At 44.5% G+C, this 18,109-nt stretch carries 13 protein-coding genes and 1 tRNA gene; 5 read left to right on the top strand and 9 right to left on the bottom strand.

From position 1 onward, the window contains the following. Window positions 1-227 precede the first annotated feature (227 nt). Window positions 228-2,255 carry a methionine--tRNA ligase gene (gene metG, locus RJ41_RS02545; protein ID WP_039216629.1) on the bottom strand — a complete coding sequence of 676 codons (2,028 nt, stop codon included), beginning with the start codon at window positions 2,253-2,255 and terminating at the stop codon, window positions 228-230. A 108-nt stretch (window positions 2,256-2,363) separates the two neighbouring features. Between metG and apbC the strand changes: the two genes are divergently transcribed. The 4 genes from apbC to RJ41_RS02525 all read left to right on the top strand — a co-directional run bounded on the left by apbC (window position 2,364) and on the right by RJ41_RS02525 (window position 6,076). Then, window positions 2,364-3,470 (top strand): iron-sulfur cluster carrier protein ApbC, encoded by a 1,107-nt coding sequence (apbC, locus tag RJ41_RS02540; RefSeq protein ID WP_039216627.1) that lies wholly within the window; start codon window positions 2,364-2,366, stop codon window positions 3,468-3,470. Between the two features lie 224 nt (window positions 3,471-3,694). Further along, window positions 3,695-4,288 (top strand): dCTP deaminase, encoded by a 594-nt coding sequence (gene dcd / locus RJ41_RS02535; RefSeq protein ID WP_014979644.1) that lies wholly within the window; start codon window positions 3,695-3,697, stop codon window positions 4,286-4,288. Between the two features lie 138 nt (window positions 4,289-4,426). Next, complete coding sequence (locus RJ41_RS02530; RefSeq protein ID WP_039216624.1) at window positions 4,427-5,863, top strand: SLC13 family permease; 1,437 nt, start codon at window positions 4,427-4,429, stop codon at window positions 5,861-5,863. 136 nt (window positions 5,864-5,999) lie between these two features. Continuing rightward, a tRNA-Pro gene (locus RJ41_RS02525) sits at window positions 6,000-6,076 on the top strand. A 30-nt stretch (window positions 6,077-6,106) separates the two neighbouring features. Here the strand turns inward: RJ41_RS02525 and RJ41_RS02520 are convergent. The 4 genes from RJ41_RS02520 to RJ41_RS02505 form a co-directional block, all read right to left on the bottom strand. Continuing rightward, window positions 6,107-6,961, bottom strand: coding sequence for an alpha/beta fold hydrolase (locus tag RJ41_RS02520; RefSeq protein ID WP_039216622.1), 855 nt, complete (start codon window positions 6,959-6,961; stop codon window positions 6,107-6,109). 140 nt (window positions 6,962-7,101) lie between these two features. After that, window positions 7,102-8,454 (bottom strand): sensor histidine kinase, encoded by a 1,353-nt coding sequence (locus RJ41_RS02515; RefSeq protein ID WP_039216620.1) that lies wholly within the window; start codon window positions 8,452-8,454, stop codon window positions 7,102-7,104. Beyond that, on the bottom strand, window positions 8,451-9,980 hold the full coding sequence (locus RJ41_RS02510) for a DUF3369 domain-containing protein (RefSeq protein ID WP_039216619.1): 1,530 nt from the start codon (window positions 9,978-9,980) through the stop codon (window positions 8,451-8,453). Before RJ41_RS02510 ends, RJ41_RS02515 begins: the two co-directional genes overlap by 4 nt. A gap of 242 nt (window positions 9,981-10,222) precedes the next feature. Next, complete coding sequence (locus RJ41_RS02505; protein ID WP_039216659.1) at window positions 10,223-11,725, bottom strand: catalase; 1,503 nt, start codon at window positions 11,723-11,725, stop codon at window positions 10,223-10,225. A gap of 234 nt (window positions 11,726-11,959) precedes the next feature. On the opposite strand from RJ41_RS02505, the gene RJ41_RS02500 reads away from it, so the two are divergent. Continuing rightward, entirely contained in the window at window positions 11,960-12,631 is a 672-nt protein-coding gene (locus RJ41_RS02500; protein ID WP_039216617.1) for a nitroreductase, read from the top strand. Window positions 12,632-12,737: 106 nt separating this feature from the next. Here the strand turns inward: RJ41_RS02500 and RJ41_RS02495 are convergent, their stop codons facing one another. The 4 genes from RJ41_RS02495 to RJ41_RS02480 all read right to left on the bottom strand — a co-directional run bounded on the left by RJ41_RS02495 (window position 12,738) and on the right by RJ41_RS02480 (window position 18,022). Further along, window positions 12,738-14,534, bottom strand: coding sequence for a putative bifunctional diguanylate cyclase/phosphodiesterase (locus tag RJ41_RS02495; protein WP_240485711.1), 1,797 nt, complete (start codon window positions 14,532-14,534; stop codon window positions 12,738-12,740). Between the two features lie 246 nt (window positions 14,535-14,780). Next, window positions 14,781-15,887, bottom strand: a complete 1,107-nt coding sequence (locus tag RJ41_RS02490; RefSeq protein WP_039216613.1) for an NADH:flavin oxidoreductase/NADH oxidase — start codon at window positions 15,885-15,887, stop codon at window positions 14,781-14,783. 99 nt (window positions 15,888-15,986) lie between these two features. Continuing rightward, a complete protein-coding gene (locus tag RJ41_RS02485) occupies window positions 15,987-17,141 on the bottom strand; it encodes an iron-containing alcohol dehydrogenase (protein WP_039216609.1) in 1,155 nt (384 codons plus the stop codon). 14 nt (window positions 17,142-17,155) lie between these two features. Further along, the gene (locus RJ41_RS02480; RefSeq protein WP_039216608.1) at window positions 17,156-18,022 is read right to left on the bottom strand and encodes a type 1 glutamine amidotransferase domain-containing protein; all 867 of its coding nucleotides are present in this window, start codon (window positions 18,020-18,022) and stop codon (window positions 17,156-17,158) included. Window positions 18,023-18,109: the final 87 nt, after the last annotated feature.

Raw genomic sequence — 18,109 nt, 5'->3', positions numbered from 1 at the left:
GCAAGAGGGCAAGAGGGCAATAGCAAATAGCGGATTAAGTTGCAGAGCATGTGAGTAATGTTGGAGCTAGCTGATGGGGAAGATTACTGAGCTTATACGGCTGTGTGCTTGTGCCGGGATTGGGTATTAAAAATTGAAGAGTTTAAATAACCGCCCAATAAAAAAGTGACATCCCGTCGCTTTCTAGCGCTGAATGTCACCTTACTTTCATATGTTAGCTTTAAAGCTTACTTAACGCGCATACCCGGTTTTGCACCTTCGTGCGGCTCAAGAATGTATAGCTCGTCGCCGCCAGGGCCAGCGGCTAATACCATGCCTTCACTCATGCCAAAACGCATTTTACGAGGGGCGAGGTTCGCCACCATCACCGTGTGCTTACCAATAAGCGCTTCGGGAGAGTAGGCCGACTTAATACCTGCAAAAACTTGCTTTGTTTCGCCGCCTAAATCCAGCTCTAAGCGTAGAAGCTTGTCAGCTTTTTCTACGTGCTCGGCGTTAGCGATACGTGCAATACGTAAATCTACCTTGGCGAACTCGTCAAACGAGATAGTGTCACTGATAGGATCTTTAGCAAGCGGGCTGTCTGGGTCGATAGCTGGTGCTGCTGGCGCTAGGCTTTCTTTTGAATCTTCAACCATGGCGTCGATTTTCTCCATTTCTACACGCTGCATCATTGGCTTAAATTTGTTGATGGCGTGGCCTTTCAATAGGGTTTGCAGCGAATTCCAGTCGAACTTATCGTTTAAGAATTCTTCTGCTTTTTCTGCAAGTACAGGAAGCACAGGCTTCAAGTAAATCACTAACAGACGGAACATGTTGATACCTAGCGAGCATACATCGTGTGTGAACTGCTGCTTAGTCTCGTCTTTAATGGTTACCCAAGGTGCATTGTTATCAATGAACTGGTTCGCTTTATCAGCAAGAGCCATGATTTCGCGCACGGCTTGGTGGTACTTACGCTTCTCGAAAAGTGCAGCAATGCTCTCTGACGCGCTTTGGAACTCAGCAATAAGCTCTGGCTCAATCACGTTGTCAGATAATTTGCCGTCAAAACGCTTAGTGATAAAGCTTGCACAGCGGCTTGCAATGTTAACCACTTTACCTACCAGGTCTGAATTCACTTTTTGTGCGAAGTCAGTAAAGTTAAGGTCGATGTCGGTAACACCGTCGCCTAACTTAGACGCAAAGTAGTAACGCAGATATTCTGGGTTCAGGTGGTCAAGGTAAGTACGGCCTTTAATAAAGGTACCGCGCGACTTTGACATTTTCGCGCCGTTCACCGTTACGAAACCGTGAATATTTACGCCAGTGGGCTTACGGTATCCCGCGCCTTCTAGCATGGCAGGCCAGAAAAGGCAGTGGAAGTAAGTAATATCTTTACCAATAAAGTGATAAAGCTCAGCTTCTGAGTCTGCTTTCCAGAAGTCATCAAACTCTAGATTGTTTTGGTCGCAGAAGTTTTTGAAACTAGCCATGTAGCCAACAGGTGCATCTACCCACACGTAGAAGAACTTGTTCGGCGCACCTGGAATTTCAAAGCCGAAGTAAGGCGCGTCACGGCTAATGTCCCACTGTTGAAGACCTTCGGTAAACCATTCTTGCAGCTTGTTAGCTATTTCTTCCTGCAGAGCACCTGAGCGGATCCACTCTTTTAACATGCCTTCAAATTTTGGCAGGTCAAAGAAGAAGTGCTCAGACTCGCGTAGTACTGGTGTAGCACCCGATACAACGCTGCGCGGGTTCTTTACTTCTGTTGGGCTATACGTTGCACCACATACGTCACAGCTGTCGCCGTTTTGATCTTCTGCGCCACAGCTAGGGCAGGTACCCTTAACGAAACGATCCGGTAAGAACATTTCTTTTTCAGGGTCGAACAGTTGATTAATAGTGCGTTTACTGATGTAGCCCGCATTATCTAAACGGGTGTAAATTTCTTCACACAGCGCCTTGTTTTCTGGCGAATGGGTTACATAGTAGTTGTCGTAATCTACGTGAAAATCAACAAGGTCTTGGTGATGTTCAGCACGCGTTCTTGCCACCATTTCTTCTGGTGTAATGCCAAGCTCTTGGGCTTTAAGCATAACCGGCGTACCGTGTGCATCGTCGGCGCAAACACTGTAACATTCGTTTCCGCGAAGGCGCTGAAAACGAGTCCAGATGTCGGTTTGAATGTGTTCTAGCAAATGACCTAAGTGAATAGAGCCATTTGCGTATGGCAACGCACTGGTTACCAGAATTCGGCGTTTTTCTGACATAATGACGTTATTGATTCTTTGCGTTTCAAAATGGCTGCAAATACTAGCGGAAAACCGCGTTTTTTGCATTACGTAATTCACACAATTCTACTATTAGTAAGGCATTTTATGTTCTTTTCTCGCAAAGCAGAGCCGGCAACTCAAAAAGTTGCTGTAATTTTGGCCAAGTATTTTTCGTTAGATGTTGAAGATACCTTGCCATGGTGTGCTTTTAGCCAGCCAGAAAATGAAGATGCCGGTGTAACAGTTACCTTGCCGTTCTGTATTGCTACACAGCTAGACCGGCTTAAACAAGAAGTGCTTAACCAACTTAAAGGGAAGCTTGACGATGACCAACTTACGTTTAAACAAAACGTAGCAAGTGGAGAAACAGAAGTAGCGCCGGTCACCAACATTAAAAACATCATAGCTGTGGCTTCTGGCAAGGGCGGGGTAGGTAAGTCGACAACCAGTATCAATTTAGCGTTTGCACTTATGCAGGAAGGCGCGAAAGTTGGGATTTTAGATGCCGATATTTATGGGCCATCAATTCCCATTATGTTAGGTAATCCCGATGCACATCCTGAAAGCGAAGATAATAAGCACATGCAGCCCCTTATGTCACATGGAATAGTGGCGAACTCCATTGGTTACCTAGTGCCTCAAGAAGACGCCGCCGTATGGCGCGGACCCATGGCAAGCAGGGCATTAAAGCAATTATTAGATGAAACCCTATGGCCCGTGCTGGACTACTTAATTGTAGATATGCCACCGGGTACCGGCGATATCCAACTGACAATGGCGCAACAAGTTCCACTAACCGCTTCAGTAGTCGTTACAACGCCGCAGGACTTAGCGCTAGCCGACGCTCAAAAAGGCATAAGCATGTTTGAAAAAGTTAACGTACCTGTATTAGGACTTATTGAAAACATGAGTTACTACCAGTGTAGAGCCTGTGGCACCAAAGACTATGTGTTTTCAAAAGATGGGGGCGAGGCACTTGCCGAACGTCACGGACTGCCGCTTTTAGGTCAGCTACCTCTTGATATTCATATTCGCGAACATGGCGATGCCGGCACGCCTTTGTTAATTACCTCGCCCGAGAGTGCATTAAGTGAAAGCTATCGTGAGGCTGCTCGCGCGCTGTCTATGCAATTGGCCCTTACTGTTACGCCACGCAAAGGGGCCGTTAAACACATCAAAGGCAACCCTATTGGCATTGTTGGTAAAGAGTAACTAGCTTGAAATATCTAGGTAACAAATATCAGGAATGCCCGACGGATAGGTAAATTCAGACAGGTGTAGTAAAGGTGAATTATAGTCAGGTTCGATTGCTTAAATTTAAAATTTGATAAAACTATACGAAAATTGCGCAAAAGCAGATAAAACAAGCCTTTGAGCAGTTGAATGCATGCAGCGACATACGCATAATAGCGGCCTAACGAAATGAGGAATACACCATGCGCTTGTGCGACCGCGATATCTACCAACATCTGCAAGATGGAAAAATTAAAATTGACCCTACACCCAGCTACGATCAAATAAGTGGTGTAACGGTAGATATCCGCCTAGGTAATAAATTTCGCGTGTTTGAAGATCACCAAGCGCCGTATATCGATTTAAGTGGGCCGAAAGCACAGGTTCAAGAAGCGCTGGACCACGTAATGAGCGATGAAATTGAACTAGAAGAGGGTAAAGCCTTCTTTCTACACCCCGGGGAACTGGCGCTTGCTATTACCCACGAGTCAGTAACCTTGCCTGACAACATCGTAGGTTGGTTAGACGGGCGTTCTTCGCTTGCGCGTTTGGGCTTGATGGTGCACGTGACCGCGCATCGAATAGATCCAGGCTGGTCGGGCAACATCGTTCTTGAGTTTTACAACAGTGGTAAGTTACCGCTAGCGCTTCGCCCTAAAATGAAAATAGGCGCATTAAGCTTTGAGGTGTTATCGGCGCCAGCTGAAAAACCTTACAACGCCAGAGTTGATGCTAAATACAAAGGCCAAGCAGGCGCAGTAGCCAGCCGAATCTCGTCTGACGACGAAAGTAAGTAAATCAACTTAAATACCACTTTTTTGGAAAAGCCTCGTGCGTTTCCCGCTAATTACTGATAGAAACTATAAGAGCAATAAAAAGGGCCAGTAGCTAAGGCCCTAGCACTTATAATAAAGCGATTAGTAACGGGAAGCGCAATGCACACAAACCCTGAACCTTCTTCAGATACTCAACAACGACAGCCAACACGCAAGAACAGTATTATTCTTTTCGCGTTTATCGCCTCTGTTCTAAGCGGTATGGGCTTGTGGGTTGTAAATCAGCCCAGCGAAATTATATTTACCGCTGCGATTACCCTTTTTGTAGCAGTACTTTGGGTAACCGAAGCGCTTCCTATTCCCGCTACTTCGCTTCTGCCATTCGCGTTATTCCCGTTATTTGGTGTGTTGTCTCACAGCGAAGCTGCCTCTGCTCTCGGAAGCCACGTTATCATTCTATTAATGGCTGCTTTCATGCTTTCAAAAGGGTTGGAGCGCGCTAACTTACACAAGCGTTTCGCCATTTACATGCTACGTGTAACGGGCAGCGGCAGCCCGCTTAAGCTGGTACTGGGCTTCATGTTAACAACCGCAGTACTCAGTATGTGGATTAGTAACACCGCCACGGTGTTAATGATGTTGCCAATGGCTATCGCTATTATCAATGCAGTAGACAACCCGCGATTTGGCGTGGCGCTAATACTTGGTATTGCTTATTCGGCAAGCTTAGGTGGGGTAGGGACACCGATTGGGACGCCACCTAACATTATCTTTATGAGCGTGTATGAAGAGACCCAAGGTATTGAATACAGCTTTATCGACTGGATGAAAACAGGTGTACCAATCGTAATACTAGGTGTGCCTATCATGGCCTTGTGGTTAGCGCGCGGTATTAAAGAAGTGGGCCACATAGATTTGCCTGTACCTAGCGCATGGACAAAGGCCGAAAAGCGTGTACTTGCCATTTTCGGTACGGTAGCAATGGCATGGATATTCAGACCTTTTTGGACTGCATGGATAGGGGTAACTACTATCAGTGATAGCACTATAGCCGTTGCGGGTGTTGCCGCCATGTTTTTCACCAATAGCGGCAATGATAACGGTGAAGTAGACGCAAAAGGCAACCGCGATAAGCTGCTAGATTGGAAAACCGCGAATGATATTCCGTGGGGTATGTTGTTATTGTTTGCCGGCGGTATTTGTATTGCCAAAGCGTTTATGTCATCGGGCTTAAGCGTATTAATGGGCTCATGGTTAACAGGGCTTGCAACCTTACCAGTATTACTACTTGTACTGGGCATTTGCTTGTTTGTAACCTTTCTTACTGAAATTACTTCAAACACGGCAACATCTACACTACTAATGCCAATTCTAGCGGCCGCGGGTATGGCTGTGGGCGTAGATCCTAAGTTGTTGATGATCCCCGCGGCAATTAGCGCAAGTTGCGCTTTTATGCTGCCAGTAGCAACAGCGCCTAACGCCATTGCGTACTCAACGGAAAAGTTCGATATTAAAACCATGGCCAGAGAAGGAATAATGCTTAACATGCTGGTGGCCTTAGTGGTAACCGCAGTGTGCTACGTCACTTTGGCCTGATATCAAAAAAACGGCAACTAGGTGTTTTGGTGCAGAAATTTGCAAAGATGGTTAGCAATTGAGCGCTTAAACAGGCTTATTGCTAAATTCCGTTGCATTGTGAACAAATTTGAGTAGACTTATCCGCTCTTTCGGTCGGTGTGTAGCGCAGCCTGGTAGCGCACTGTCATGGGGTGTCAGGGGTCGGAGGTTCAAATCCTCTCACACCGACCAACTTCTCTTATTGAAGCGACACCCGCATATCTAATTCTCAATAAGTTCTAGAACAGACTCTAAAACCAATTCAGCACTTTCGATCTGCGGGTAATGCCCTATATGAGCAAGTTCTACTGTATCTGCATTGGGTATAAGTTCCTTATACCTTTCCACCATGTGCGCACCAGAAATGGGGTCTGCCATGCCAGCTGTTAGTCGAACCGGAACGTCAGCATTTTGAAGTGCACTTACCCAGCGCTCTCGGTATTGCTTACGCTGTTTCATATAATCCAAAAGTAAGTGCATGTATTTGTGACCATTGTTTTCACTAATAAGCGCCCAAGAATCATTAATGTCTTGATCCGAAGGCGGCGTATTGGGACCAAAAATGTTATGCATACTTTTTCGAATTGCATTTTTGTTTAAGAAACGAATAAGTAGTACGCCAATAGGGGAAAGCAATAGCTTCTGAATAAGCAACGCTTGGTGGGTTTCAGGGAAAAGGCCGCCATTTAGCAAATGGAGCGATTCCATACGAAACGCGAGGTTACCTTCTAACTGACGGGCCATTAACTCCTGTGCAACTGTGTCGCCGTAATCGTGAGATAAAACGTGGGCACTTGCGATGTTTAAGTGTTGCATTAGCTCGTTAATAACAGCCGCTTGTTCCTTAATTTCATATTTCTTAGGCGCTTTACAGCTAAACCCGAATCCTAACATATCAAGAGTGACACAACGAAAGTGGGAAGTTAGCGCAGGCCATAACTTAACCCAATCGAAACTCGCAGTGGGGTATCCATGAATCAACAAAAGTACAGGCCCTTTACCTTGAGTTTTGTGGAAAATTTGCTGATTATTAACGCTTAGGAATTGGCCTGAACTACGCCATTGTGAAAGTTGCATTACGACATGCCCTTATTATGATTTTATCCTTAGCTTGCCTTGTGTGAGGCTTTTGAACCGTCGTAAGCGCGACATTTAAACCATGGCGCGCTTTTAAATTTATCTTGGGAAGATAAATGGTTTAAACAGGGAGAGCGGCTTTAGCTTTCGACGGGGATACAAACCGTAATCGTGGTTCCTTCACCAGGCGACGATACCAAATCAATCTCTCCGTTAAATTTCTGGCGAACAAGATTATATAAAATATTTAGGCCTAAACCCGTGCCACCTTTATCGCGGGCCGTTGTATAAAAAGGCTCAAACACTTTTTTGTGAAGTTCTGCAGGAATGCCTTTTCCGTTGTCTTGAACGCTTATTACAATACCTTTTTCACTTTTGCCGCAGCTTACAGAAACTTTATTCACTTCATTATCTACTGATGGGCCAAAGGCGTGTCGCTGAGCGTTCGATATTAAATTCGTTAATAGCTGAGCTATAATGCCCGGACATGTAGTGATAACTAAATCAGAGGGAACATCGATGCTGAGCTCAATTTGCTCTTTGCGAAGCATAGGCTTCAATGGATTACAAACCCTAGGAATATATTCATCTAGCGTGATTTCTTCAATTTCTAATGAGGTCTGGTCCGCAGAGGTTCGCTTGAAATCTTGTACTAAGTTTGCGGCCCGCATTAAACTGGTTTCCGCTAGTGATAAACCCTCAGAGCATATCGCCTCAAAGTCTTTAAAACCTTCTTCTGTTAACTCGCCATTCTCGAAATCTCGATAAATATCTTTGAGCTCTTCTTTGCAGTTACTTACCGAGGTAAGTGCAATGCCGAGCGGCGTATTAACTTCGTGAGCAATACCCGCTACCAGGTTGCCCAAGGCTGCCATTTTCTCTGACTCGACAAGTTTCTCTTGAGCTGCCTCTAACTCCTTAGTGCGGTCTTTCACTTTTTGTTCGAGGGTTCGGTTGGCTTCGAGAAGTTGTTGCTCGTAGTCTGCACGTTCATTGGCACTTATTGCACGCCCGTAGAGGTCGGCGAGCGATGCAGCAAAAACCATTTCATCGTCAAGCCATTGTCGAGCCTTGCCCTGGTGCTCACAACATATTATCCCAATCATCTTTCCGCGGTGGCGAATAGGCACATCCAGCATAGAGCTTATACCTAGAGGCGTTAAATACACTTCAGCAAACTCAAAAGTTGCAACATCGGTTATCGCATCGTGGGCGGCAATCGTTCTACCTGAGTCGAGCGCTTCAAAATAATGGGGAAAATCTCTTCGAGTTAGCACTAAGCTTTCGTTATCGAGGTCGTTTCCTTTGTCTATAAGTAGTGTGCATTGCACTAGTGTTTGGTTTTCGTCATATAACCAAATGCCTGCCCGAGTAATTTCCAAGCCTTCGCACACTGAGTTGATAATAAGTCTTGAAGCAACATCCAGTTCGCCTTTATCAATGTCTGGTCTTTGGCTAACGCGCAGTAAAATTAACTCTAAGTTTTCTTTCATTCATCTTCGTCCGGTTCTGTTGCACGGATTTCTAATATTCTGTCGAAGTGCTCTAGCATTACATGGGTAATTAGCGGGTCGAATTGTTTACCTGCATTCTCTTTAAGATAAGCTTTAACCTCATCAACGCTCCATGCAGGTTTGTAGCAACGTTTGGATAGAAGGGCGTCGACAACGTCAACAATCGCCATAATGCGCCCTTCCACTGGTATATTGTCGCCAGCCAGCCCATCAGGGTAGCCTTTACCGTCCCAACGTTCGTGGTGCGTTTTGGCAATAATTGCGCCCATCTTGGCAACAATCCGGTCAGAATCTGCAAGTAGCTCATAACCTTTTTGAGCGTGGGTTTTCATAATTTCCCACTCATCGGGGTCGAGTTTCCCCGGTTTATGCAGTATGGTTTCGGGTATGCTGATTTTGCCCACATCATGAAGGGCTGCAGAGTAGCGGATAGTTTCAATAAACTCTTTGCTCATGTGCAGCTTTTCAGCGAGAAACTCTGTCATTAAAATAACGCGTCTTACGTGCCCCCCGGTTTCTTTACTGCGCATTTCAATGGCATCGCTCAGTACCATAATCAGTTCTTTCTGCGTTTTTTGTATATCTTCTTTTTGTGTGAGATTTTGGAAAATTACCGCCACGTTAGATGCAAACATTTCTAATGTCTTTCGTTGCATATCATCTAAAGGCTGGTCGAGTTTAATGTACAAAATATTATGGCTGTCTTCACCAGTGGGGTAATAACCGATAAACACGTTATCACTTTGGAAGTGTGCTTTATTGGCCAGAACGCTTTTAACTTCTTCTTCAATCGATTCGGGAATACGGGTGGAAATACCCGGCTCACACAGTCCAATAAGGTCTCCGCTTGCACCCAAAACTGTCATACTGGTGTCACCATATAAATCGGTGTGTTGTGTCGAGAGGTAAAGCACTGAGTTGTTTAAATTGAGAAGGGTAAGCGTTTGTTTCAGTACAGCGGTACCAAATTGCGCTAGTGACTGACTTGCTAAAACAGAGGATGATGATTTCAGTACATCCTCCATACCTCGTTTGCCTTTTTCGATCGTTTGTATATCGCGATAAGAGCGAATCGCCGTATAAACGCATGATTTTAACTTTAGTGAGGAAAGTTCTGTTTTGGCTTTATAGTCATTGATGTCATAACGTCTGATAACATCCTCTTCAGGAGCTTGCCCTGGCTGGCCTGTTCGCAATATTAATCGAGTGACGTGATTTTTAAGGTCGTTGCGAATAGCATCTACTAGCTTTAAGCCGGCATCGTCGGTTTCCATTACTACATCAACAAACGCAAGCGCGATATCCGGATTAGCTTTCAAAAGCGCTAATCCTTCTTCTCCACTATGAGCTGATAAAAACTCTACGCCACGCTTTTCAAAGCTAAACTTGCGTAGAGTTAATTTGGTAACCTCGTGAACGCCTTCTTCATCATCGATAATGGCTATTTTCCATGGGGCTAAACGAGGGGTGTTTTGTTCAATTTTTGACTTTTTAAATAACGACATACACAGCGCTAAAAACAATTATATGAATTAAACGTAAGCCACAAAACGCAATCTCGCAAACTTGCGAGATAAGATTTGTTCTAAAGTTGAATGGTGTTGATTTGCTAACAAAAGTCTATTGTTGGATTAATGAGATTTGATTGAGCCAATAAAGGTTTGTTTCCATTGCCCGGCTGTGAACCAAGTTGATACCCGCTAAGGATACCAACTTGGAAATAGAGTTTAATTCACTAGAAGCAGGTTTAATTGTCTTCAATAGGTGTATTTTCGGTAATAGGTACCGTATTTACATCAGTGTCCAAGCTGTCTACTGCATTTTTTACACCTGCTGCATAGTCTGGATGAACCTTTTCCAACACGGCGTACCAGCGCTCTTTAACACTGTCAGAGCATGGGCCCATAGCTGCAGCATAATTTTTGTATAGCCGTTCTTTTTGCTCATCAGAAAACATTTCGTACAGCTTGCGTGGCTGAACGTAATCGACATCAACTTCATCTTGATGATATCTGTCGGCATCTCCGTCGATGCGAAGCGGCGGCTCTTTCACTGAAAAGTCAGCAACTGGGCCTTCATATTGATTTGGCTCATAATAAGCATCTGGGTTACCGAAATCATTGGTAAAGAAGCGCATAGCGCCGTCTTTATGATAGTGGTTTACTTTGCTATTTTTTGGCGCATTCGCAGGTAGTGCTTCATAGTGCGTGCCCAAGCGGTAGCGGTGAGCGTCGGCATAGGAAAAGATACGCGCTTGAAGCATTTTGTCGGGGCTAAAGCCAATGCCTGGAACAACATTCGACGGGCTGAATGCCGCGTTTTCAATCATTTGAAAATAGTTTTCTGGATTTTTGTTCATTTCTAACTCGCCGACTTCTATCAGCGGATAATCGTCGTGCGGCCAAACCTTGGTTAGGTCAAAAGGGTTATAGCTTTGTTGGCCTGCCTCTTCTTCAGGCATGGCTTGAATATACATTGTCCATTTTGGGAAATTGCCTTCTTCAATGGCGTTATACAGCTCTTCTTGATACTTTTCTCGAGTGCTTCCAATGATCTTTTCAGACGTTTCATTGGTGTAGTTTTTAATGCCTTGTTGAGTTTTGAAATGGAACTTCACCCAATGACGCTTGCCTTCCTTATTCCACATGCTAAAGGTGTGGCTGCCATAGCCATTCATATGCATTGGCGACACTGGAATGCCGCGATCAGACATTAAAATAGTGACTTGGTGAACGCTTTCTGGCTGGGCGGCCCAAAAGTCGAACATAGCTTCCGGCGAGCGTAGATTTGTTTTCGGGTGACGTTTTTGCGTGCGGATAAAATCAGGGAATTTGTATCCGTCGCGAATGAAGAAGATAGGGGTGTTGTTACCTACCATGTCCCAGTTGCCTTGCTGAGTGTAAAACTTCAGGCTAAAGCCGCGTACATCACGTTCGGTATCAGCTGCGCCAGACTCGCCCGCTACTGTTGACCAGCGGCTAAGCACTTCAGTTTGCTTTCCAACTTCTGAAAATAAATCGGCGCAAGTATAATCGGTGATGTCATGAGTGACCGTAAACGTGCCTTGTGCTCCCCAGCCTTTGGCGTGTACCACGCGCTCTGGAATTCGTTCACGATTCTGGTGGGCTAACTTTTCAATGAGCTGATAATCTTGTAAGAGTGCGGGGCCACGCTCTCCAGCGGTTTTAGTGGTTTCATTGCTTACAACGGGCGCGCCTGCCGACGTCGTTAATTGTGGTTTCTTAGTCATTTTAAAACTCCTTTCACATGCTTCTTTTAAAAGCCAAACTTCCATAAACATCATGTGTGCCTGACTCATGATTTGTTTTTGCTACGGCGCGCTTTATGAAAGGGTTTACTAACTTCTATATATAACTATAAAAACAAACAATCTGAATTTGTAAATAAGGCTATTGAAGCAATTACTTCTCCTGTTTACTCTATTTTTACATATCGATAGCTATTCAGCGTCTTAGGGAAGTTCATGAATTTTGCAGAGTTTGCAGCATCTAGAAAAAGTGTTCGCGGGTTTACAAAGCAACCAGTTACCCAAGAAACGGTAGATAAAATAATTAATGCGGCCAAATGGGCACCGTCTTCATATAATACGCAAACATGGAAAATACACGCTGTAACCGGTGAGGTGCTCGATAAAATTCGCGAAGGAAACACCAAAAATACACTAGAAGGGAAACCCTACGTTCGAGACTTTCCCTACAAAGAGGACTACGAAGGTATTCATCGTCAGCGTCAAATTGATGTGGCTATACAATTATTCGATGTAATGGGCATAGCCCGTGAAGACAAAGAAAAGCGTATGGATTGGATGATGCGCGGTTTCCGTCAGTTTGATGCACCGGTTTCTTTGGTGCTGACGTACGATAAGGCATTAGAGCCCGCGGGCATAACACAGTTCGGCTTGGGGTCGTTAGCCTACGGTATTGTTCTCGCAGCGTGGGATTTAGGGCTTGGTTGCGTAATAAATGGGCAGGGTATAATGCAGTCAGACATAGTACATAAATACGCTAATATCCCCGATGATGAGGCCATTATGATTTGTATCGCACTAGGCTACCCAGACCCTGATTTTCCAGCAAACGATGTTCGTTCAACTCGCGCTGATAACGAAGAATTTGTGACTTATCACGGGTTCTAAACAATAAATTATCCTAATTAGAGGGTGTTTAAAGCGTTTTTTATGTTTAACGTAAGGCGCTACAGCGCTAGGAGTAGTGATTGAAGCAAGATGTGTCAAAGCCTTATTAAGCGTAAGATTGCGATGCGATAAGTGCTTCAATCTGTTTTTCTGGAACAGGTTTACTCCAATAGAATCCTTGTCCAATATCACATCCCATTTCTTTTAGCTTTCTGAGCGCAGATTCATGTTCAATGCCTTCTGCTACAGTCACCATTCCCAAACTTTCTGCAATATTGATGATTGCTGAAACCAAGGGAACATCGTTTTCGTCAAGACCTAATGTGTTAATAAAAATTCGGTCTATTTTAAGCTTATGCGCATTGAATTTACGAAGGAAATTTAAATTGGAGTAACCAGTGCCAAAGTCATCGATGGCAAATTGAACACCGAGTCCTTTCATTTGTTCAAGTTGCTCAGGAATGTTTCCATTTTCGTCAGCGAGAATTGATTCGGTAAGCTCAAGTTCTAAAAATCTGGGATTAAGTTGTGTCAAATCTAGAGCGCGCTTTAAAATACTGGGCAGAGTTCCGTCTTTAAACTGCGCGAATGATAAGTTAACGGCAACTGATATTTCACTGTAGCCATTGCGATGAAGTTTAGCGCAGAAAAGACAAGCCTGAGTTAGTACCCATTCACCTAATGGGTTAATGAGTCCGCTACTTTCTGCCAATGGAATAAACTTATCGGGAAACACTAGTGACCCATCATTTTGAGGCCAGCGCACCAATGCTTCAATAGAGCATATCTGACCAGATTTCAAATCAATCAGGGGCTGATAATACACTTCAAATTGGTTGGCTAATACAGCAGGTCGTAGCCGCTGAATCAGCGAAAACTTTTCGTCGCTTTCTTCGTCAAACTTTACATCATAAAATTCAAAGCGGTTTCTACCATTTCGTTTTGCTTCATACATGGCCACATCTGCTTTTCTACATAGCTGTTTGAACTTGGCCCCGTCATACGGTGCTATTGCTACGCCAATTGACGCTGAAACTACTATGTTAGTTTGAAATACTTCAAACTCAGAAGAGCACCATTTAATTAGACGCTCACACAAGGTTTCTATGTGCTTGCGGTCAGTGATGTTTGCGGCAAGTACAATAAACTCGTCACCTCCGAATCGAATTAGACATTCATCGTTAGAAAGTTTCTCATTTATTGACTGAGAAATATGCTGTAAAAAACGATCTCCAGCAGAGTGGCCCAGCGCGTCATTTACAGGTTTAAAATTATCTAAGTCGATAAAAGCCAACGCTAATTGCAGTCCATTACCTTCGCTTTGAGCTAGTTTCTCTTTAAATAAGCGCTCTCCCAAAAGTCTATTCGGTAAGTTTGTCAGTGGATCATGGTGTGCTAAATACTGAATATGTTCTCTATTTTTCTTAACCTTAGTGTATTCAAGTTGCAGTGATGCCATGAGCCGACGAATATCTTGCACAAGGATAAATACACAGAACCCTGTGATCACGAAAATGATCATAATAAAAGTCAAATGAGACCAGGTTAACGTGGGCGTGTTGGGCGTAATAACGCCTTTCATAACAAGCCATGTAAGGGTAATACATTGAACTAATACGAGAGATAACACTGTGCCGAATAGCCCAATGCCGCCGAGTAGAGCCGCAAAAATAATAATGGCTGGATAGCCAAGCATAGCGATATCGAAAGTGCCTGCACCTGTTGCGGATAGGGCAAATAGCATAGATGACAATGTGACTAAAAGTAGATAACTGCTGGCGACAACAAAATGTTTGTAAGCAAGTATTGCCGCAGTGAACATTGCTGCTAACGCTACAAGCATTATATCGAAGGTGATATCTCTAGCTGCAAATAATGAGACAAACAACCCAAGGCATGTCACTGTGCTTATTTGAGCAACGCGATGCCTTCTAATTGTTATCAGATCATTAGTGTCTATAGATGGGGAAACTATTTTGCCAGCTTTCATTCGCTAAGTTTTTGAAGTAAGTGAATATCAACTTTAAACTTAACCTTATAAAAAGCAAGCGTATATAAGTCTATGTATTGCGCCTTAAGTTTGATTGAAGAATGTATAGAGTTAAAGACAGACAGTAAAACGCTATTGTTTTACTGTCTGAATTAAAGGCTATCTCTCGTCAGACGGCGCGTAACGCTCCAGCCAATGAGCGTAAGGCGCAGGCATTACCCAAGATGGTTTCTCAACGCCTAACTGTTTTGCCGCATAGTACGTCCAATGCGGGTTAGTAAGGTGCATTCTGCCTACCATAACAACATCAAGCTGTTGGTTTTCGATAGTCTCGTTAGCAAGTTCTGGTGTGTCTACACCCCAAGCCGTTGCAACAGGGATATCAGCTTCGTCTCGTACGCGTTTTGCAACAGGTGCTAGGAAAGCTGGGCCCCACGGAATATTGGCCTCAGGGGTATTGAAGCCCACGCTAACACTTACAAAATCAGCACCAATTTCTTTAAACTGTTTAATTAGTTCGATAGATTCGCTTAGCGTTTGCTCGTCTTCACCGTCGTATTCAATAACGCCAAAGCGCACGGTTAGCGGCAGGTTTTCTGGCCAGACTTCACGTACAGCGCTTAGTGTTTCAAGCAAGAAGCGTCCACGACCTTGTGCATCACCGCCGTATTCATCTGTACGCTTGTTCGCGTGTTTCGAAAAAAAGCTTTGGGCTAGGTAACCGTGAGCAAAGTGAAGTTCAAGCCACTCATACCCAGCTTCAAGCGCACGTTCTGCCCCTTTAACAAAGTCAGCCTTAACACGTTCAATGTCGGCCTTGGTCATTTCGGTAGGTGTTACCGGAAGGTGCGCACCGAACGCTTTTGCAGAAGGGCCAATGGGCTGCCAACCGTTTTCTTCACTTGGCTGAATGTGGTCGTCGCCTTCCCAAGGGCGGTTAGCGCTGGCTTTTCGCCCAGCGTGAGCAATTTGAATTCCGGCAACCGCGCCCTGGCTTTTAATGCGCTCTGCGATGTTCTTAAGGCCACTGACGTGTTCGTTTTTCCAAATGCCTAAGCAATTTGGCGTAATGCGACCTTCCGGAGAAACCGCTGTTGCTTCAACAATTACAAGCCCTGCGCCACCACGAGCGAACGACTGATAGTTTGCTTCATGCCACTGGTTGGTAAAGCCGTCTTCTGCCGAATATTGGCACATAGGAGGCACGGCAATTCGATTGCGAAGCGTTACGTCTTTTAACGAAAACTGTTCAAATAGTGCAGTCATATTGTTCTCCAATGAAGATAAGAATTAAAAGTACCCAGTCTATGCTGGGCACTTAAATGTTGAAAAAGCATATGCGCGTTGCGTCATATGCAACTAGGCTTATGCTGCGAGGGTTAAAATTTCGCGCGCTTTTGCCAAGTCGATATCGCCATGCTCACCAAGCGCTGTTAATCCGTTGCGCTCTAAGTTGTCGATAAGCCCATCAATTGCAGACTTTTGTATGTCATAGTCTGATAGGCGGGTTTTTACCTGCATGGTTTCGAAAAAGTCTTGTACAGCTTTAATGGTCAAATCGATGGCCTTTTCTTTGTCATCTTCTTGAATACCAAATACACGCTCGCCAAGCTGTAGAATTTTTTCTTGCTTCTTGTCGCGCTGCACAAACATTAGTGATGGCAATACGATAGCTAGGGTTACAGCGTGGTCTAAACCATGTAGTGCGGTGAGTTCGTGGCCAATCATGTGTGTGCCCCAGTCTTGTGGAACACCTTTGCCGATTAGTCCGTTAAGCGCCATGGTTGCTGACCACATAACGTTCGCGCGCACATCATAATCTTCGGGTGTCGCTAAGGCTTTAGGGCCTTCTTGAACTAAGGTTTGTAAAATACCTTCTGCAAAGCGATCTTGAAGCGGTGCATTTACTGGGTAAGTCAAGTACTGCTCAATGACATGTACGAATGCATCTACCACACCATTAGAAACCTGACGAGGGGGTAGTGAATAGGTGAACTCAGGATCAAGCACAGCAAATACTGGCTGTACCGTTTCCGATGAAAACGCGCGCTTCTGTGACGTTTCTTTTCTATTTACTACCGAGTTGCCGTTACTCTCAGAGCCTGTTGCTGGCAGTGTAAGCACTGCGCCGATAGGTAACGGGTTTTCAAACGCGGCGCCTTTAACTAAAATATCCCATGGATCGCCTTCAAAGTTAACGGCTGCAGCAACAAACTTCGCGCCGTCAATAACACTTCCACCGCCCACAGCTAGAATGAAGTTCACATTGTTTTCGCGAGCTACACTCACCGCCTTCATCAATGTTTCAAACTCAGGGTTTGGTTCAACGCCCTGAAATTCAATAATGTCGGCGCCTTCGAGTGCGGCATTTACTTTATCGTAAATACCATTCTTTTTGATTGAGCCGCCGCCATATAGGAAGAGAACTTTTGCTTGTTTTGGCAAACGTGAAGACACTTCACTTAGTTGACCTTTGCCGAATAAAATTTCGGTTTGATTTTTAAATGTAAAATTAAGCATTGTGTTGCCTGTCTTTAATTAGTTTGTGAATTTAGCTGTTGTAAAAGCTTCTCAGCTAACAGTTCGTCAGAAAATGGGTTTTGGCCAGTGATGAGTTCACGGTCTACTACTACATTTGGCGCCCACATTTCTTTGTATTCCATACTTCCACCCGCTTGCGCCATGGCATCTGCTGGATAGTACTGTAAAGTTGCATCATCCAAAGTGCTTTCGAAATACTCTTCTTCCGGGGTAGAGAAGATTGTCATTTTGTAGCCATCATAAATCCAATTATCAGGTGTGGCTTGCTCACCTGATTTCAATGCCAGTTCAAATGCCTTTGGGTTAGATTGCCCAGAAAGTAAGGCGATTGGACCATGACAGATTGCAGCAGTGGGCTTTCCTTCACTATGAAAGTGAGACAAGATCTCGCCTACCTGAGGGTTGTTGGCTAAATCGATAAGCGGCGCATGCCCACCTGGGATAAATACACCCTCAAACTCATCAAGCCCTTGAGCAATAACTTCGTTTAGCGACAGTGTGTCATTAATGCCATCTATCGACGCAACAAACGTTTGAATATCTCGCATTTGTGATTCGCCGCCGTCAAAGTAATGTGGAATCACGGACTTTTTATCTACTGATGGCGCATTGCCTTTGGGTGTGGCTAATACGAGCTTGTAGCCCGCATCTACCAATGCTTTAGCCGGTACTCCAAACTCGTTGAGGTAGTAACCTGTTGGCTCTGTTTTGCCCTCTGCCAGCTGCATTACATTCTCGCTTGAAAGTAGAACAAGCACTTCGCCTTTACTGGCTTTTGATGACTGAGCGTCGGCTGCATACGCCGACTGTGATAACCCAGCGATGATGGCAAGTGATAGAATTGATGATGATTTTCTCATGTGCTTTTCCTGTCGCATTTGAAAGTGCGTGCATCTTAGAGTTGTTGGTTTAAAAGCAGAAGTCAGATAAATTATGATGAGTCATCA

The sequence above is a fragment of the Alteromonas marina genome (genome assembly GCF_000808575.1).
GTDB lineage: Bacteria > Pseudomonadota > Gammaproteobacteria > Enterobacterales > Alteromonadaceae > Alteromonas > Alteromonas marina_A.
The sequence above is the reverse complement of the archived record's forward strand: the minus strand, read 5'-3'. Positions and strand labels throughout refer to the sequence as shown.

What these genes read in the sequence shown, in the direction of transcription:
- RJ41_RS02510 (WP_039216619.1), bottom strand. Translation starts at nt 9,980, where the DNA reads ATGTCGTTATTTAAAAAGTCAAAAATTGAACAAAACACCCCTCGTTTA.
- apbC (WP_039216627.1), top strand. Translation starts at nt 2,364, where the DNA reads ATGTTCTTTTCTCGCAAAGCAGAGCCGGCAACTCAAAAAGTTGCTGTA.
- RJ41_RS02485 (WP_039216609.1), bottom strand. Translation starts at nt 17,141, where the DNA reads ATGCTTAATTTTACATTTAAAAATCAAACCGAAATTTTATTCGGCAAA.
- dcd (WP_014979644.1), top strand. Translation starts at nt 3,695, where the DNA reads ATGCGCTTGTGCGACCGCGATATCTACCAACATCTGCAAGATGGAAAA.
- RJ41_RS02490 (WP_039216613.1), bottom strand. Translation starts at nt 15,887, where the DNA reads ATGACTGCACTATTTGAACAGTTTTCGTTAAAAGACGTAACGCTTCGC.
- metG (WP_039216629.1), bottom strand. Translation starts at nt 2,255, where the DNA reads ATGTCAGAAAAACGCCGAATTCTGGTAACCAGTGCGTTGCCATACGCA.
- RJ41_RS02480 (WP_039216608.1), bottom strand. Translation starts at nt 18,022, where the DNA reads ATGAGAAAATCATCATCAATTCTATCACTTGCCATCATCGCTGGGTTA.
- RJ41_RS02530 (WP_039216624.1), top strand. Translation starts at nt 4,427, where the DNA reads ATGCACACAAACCCTGAACCTTCTTCAGATACTCAACAACGACAGCCA.
- RJ41_RS02505 (WP_039216659.1), bottom strand. Translation starts at nt 11,725, where the DNA reads ATGACTAAGAAACCACAATTAACGACGTCGGCAGGCGCGCCCGTTGTA.
- RJ41_RS02520 (WP_039216622.1), bottom strand. Translation starts at nt 6,961, where the DNA reads ATGCAACTTTCACAATGGCGTAGTTCAGGCCAATTCCTAAGCGTTAAT.
- RJ41_RS02500 (WP_039216617.1), top strand. Translation starts at nt 11,960, where the DNA reads ATGAATTTTGCAGAGTTTGCAGCATCTAGAAAAAGTGTTCGCGGGTTT.
- RJ41_RS02515 (WP_039216620.1), bottom strand. Translation starts at nt 8,454, where the DNA reads ATGAAAGAAAACTTAGAGTTAATTTTACTGCGCGTTAGCCAAAGACCA.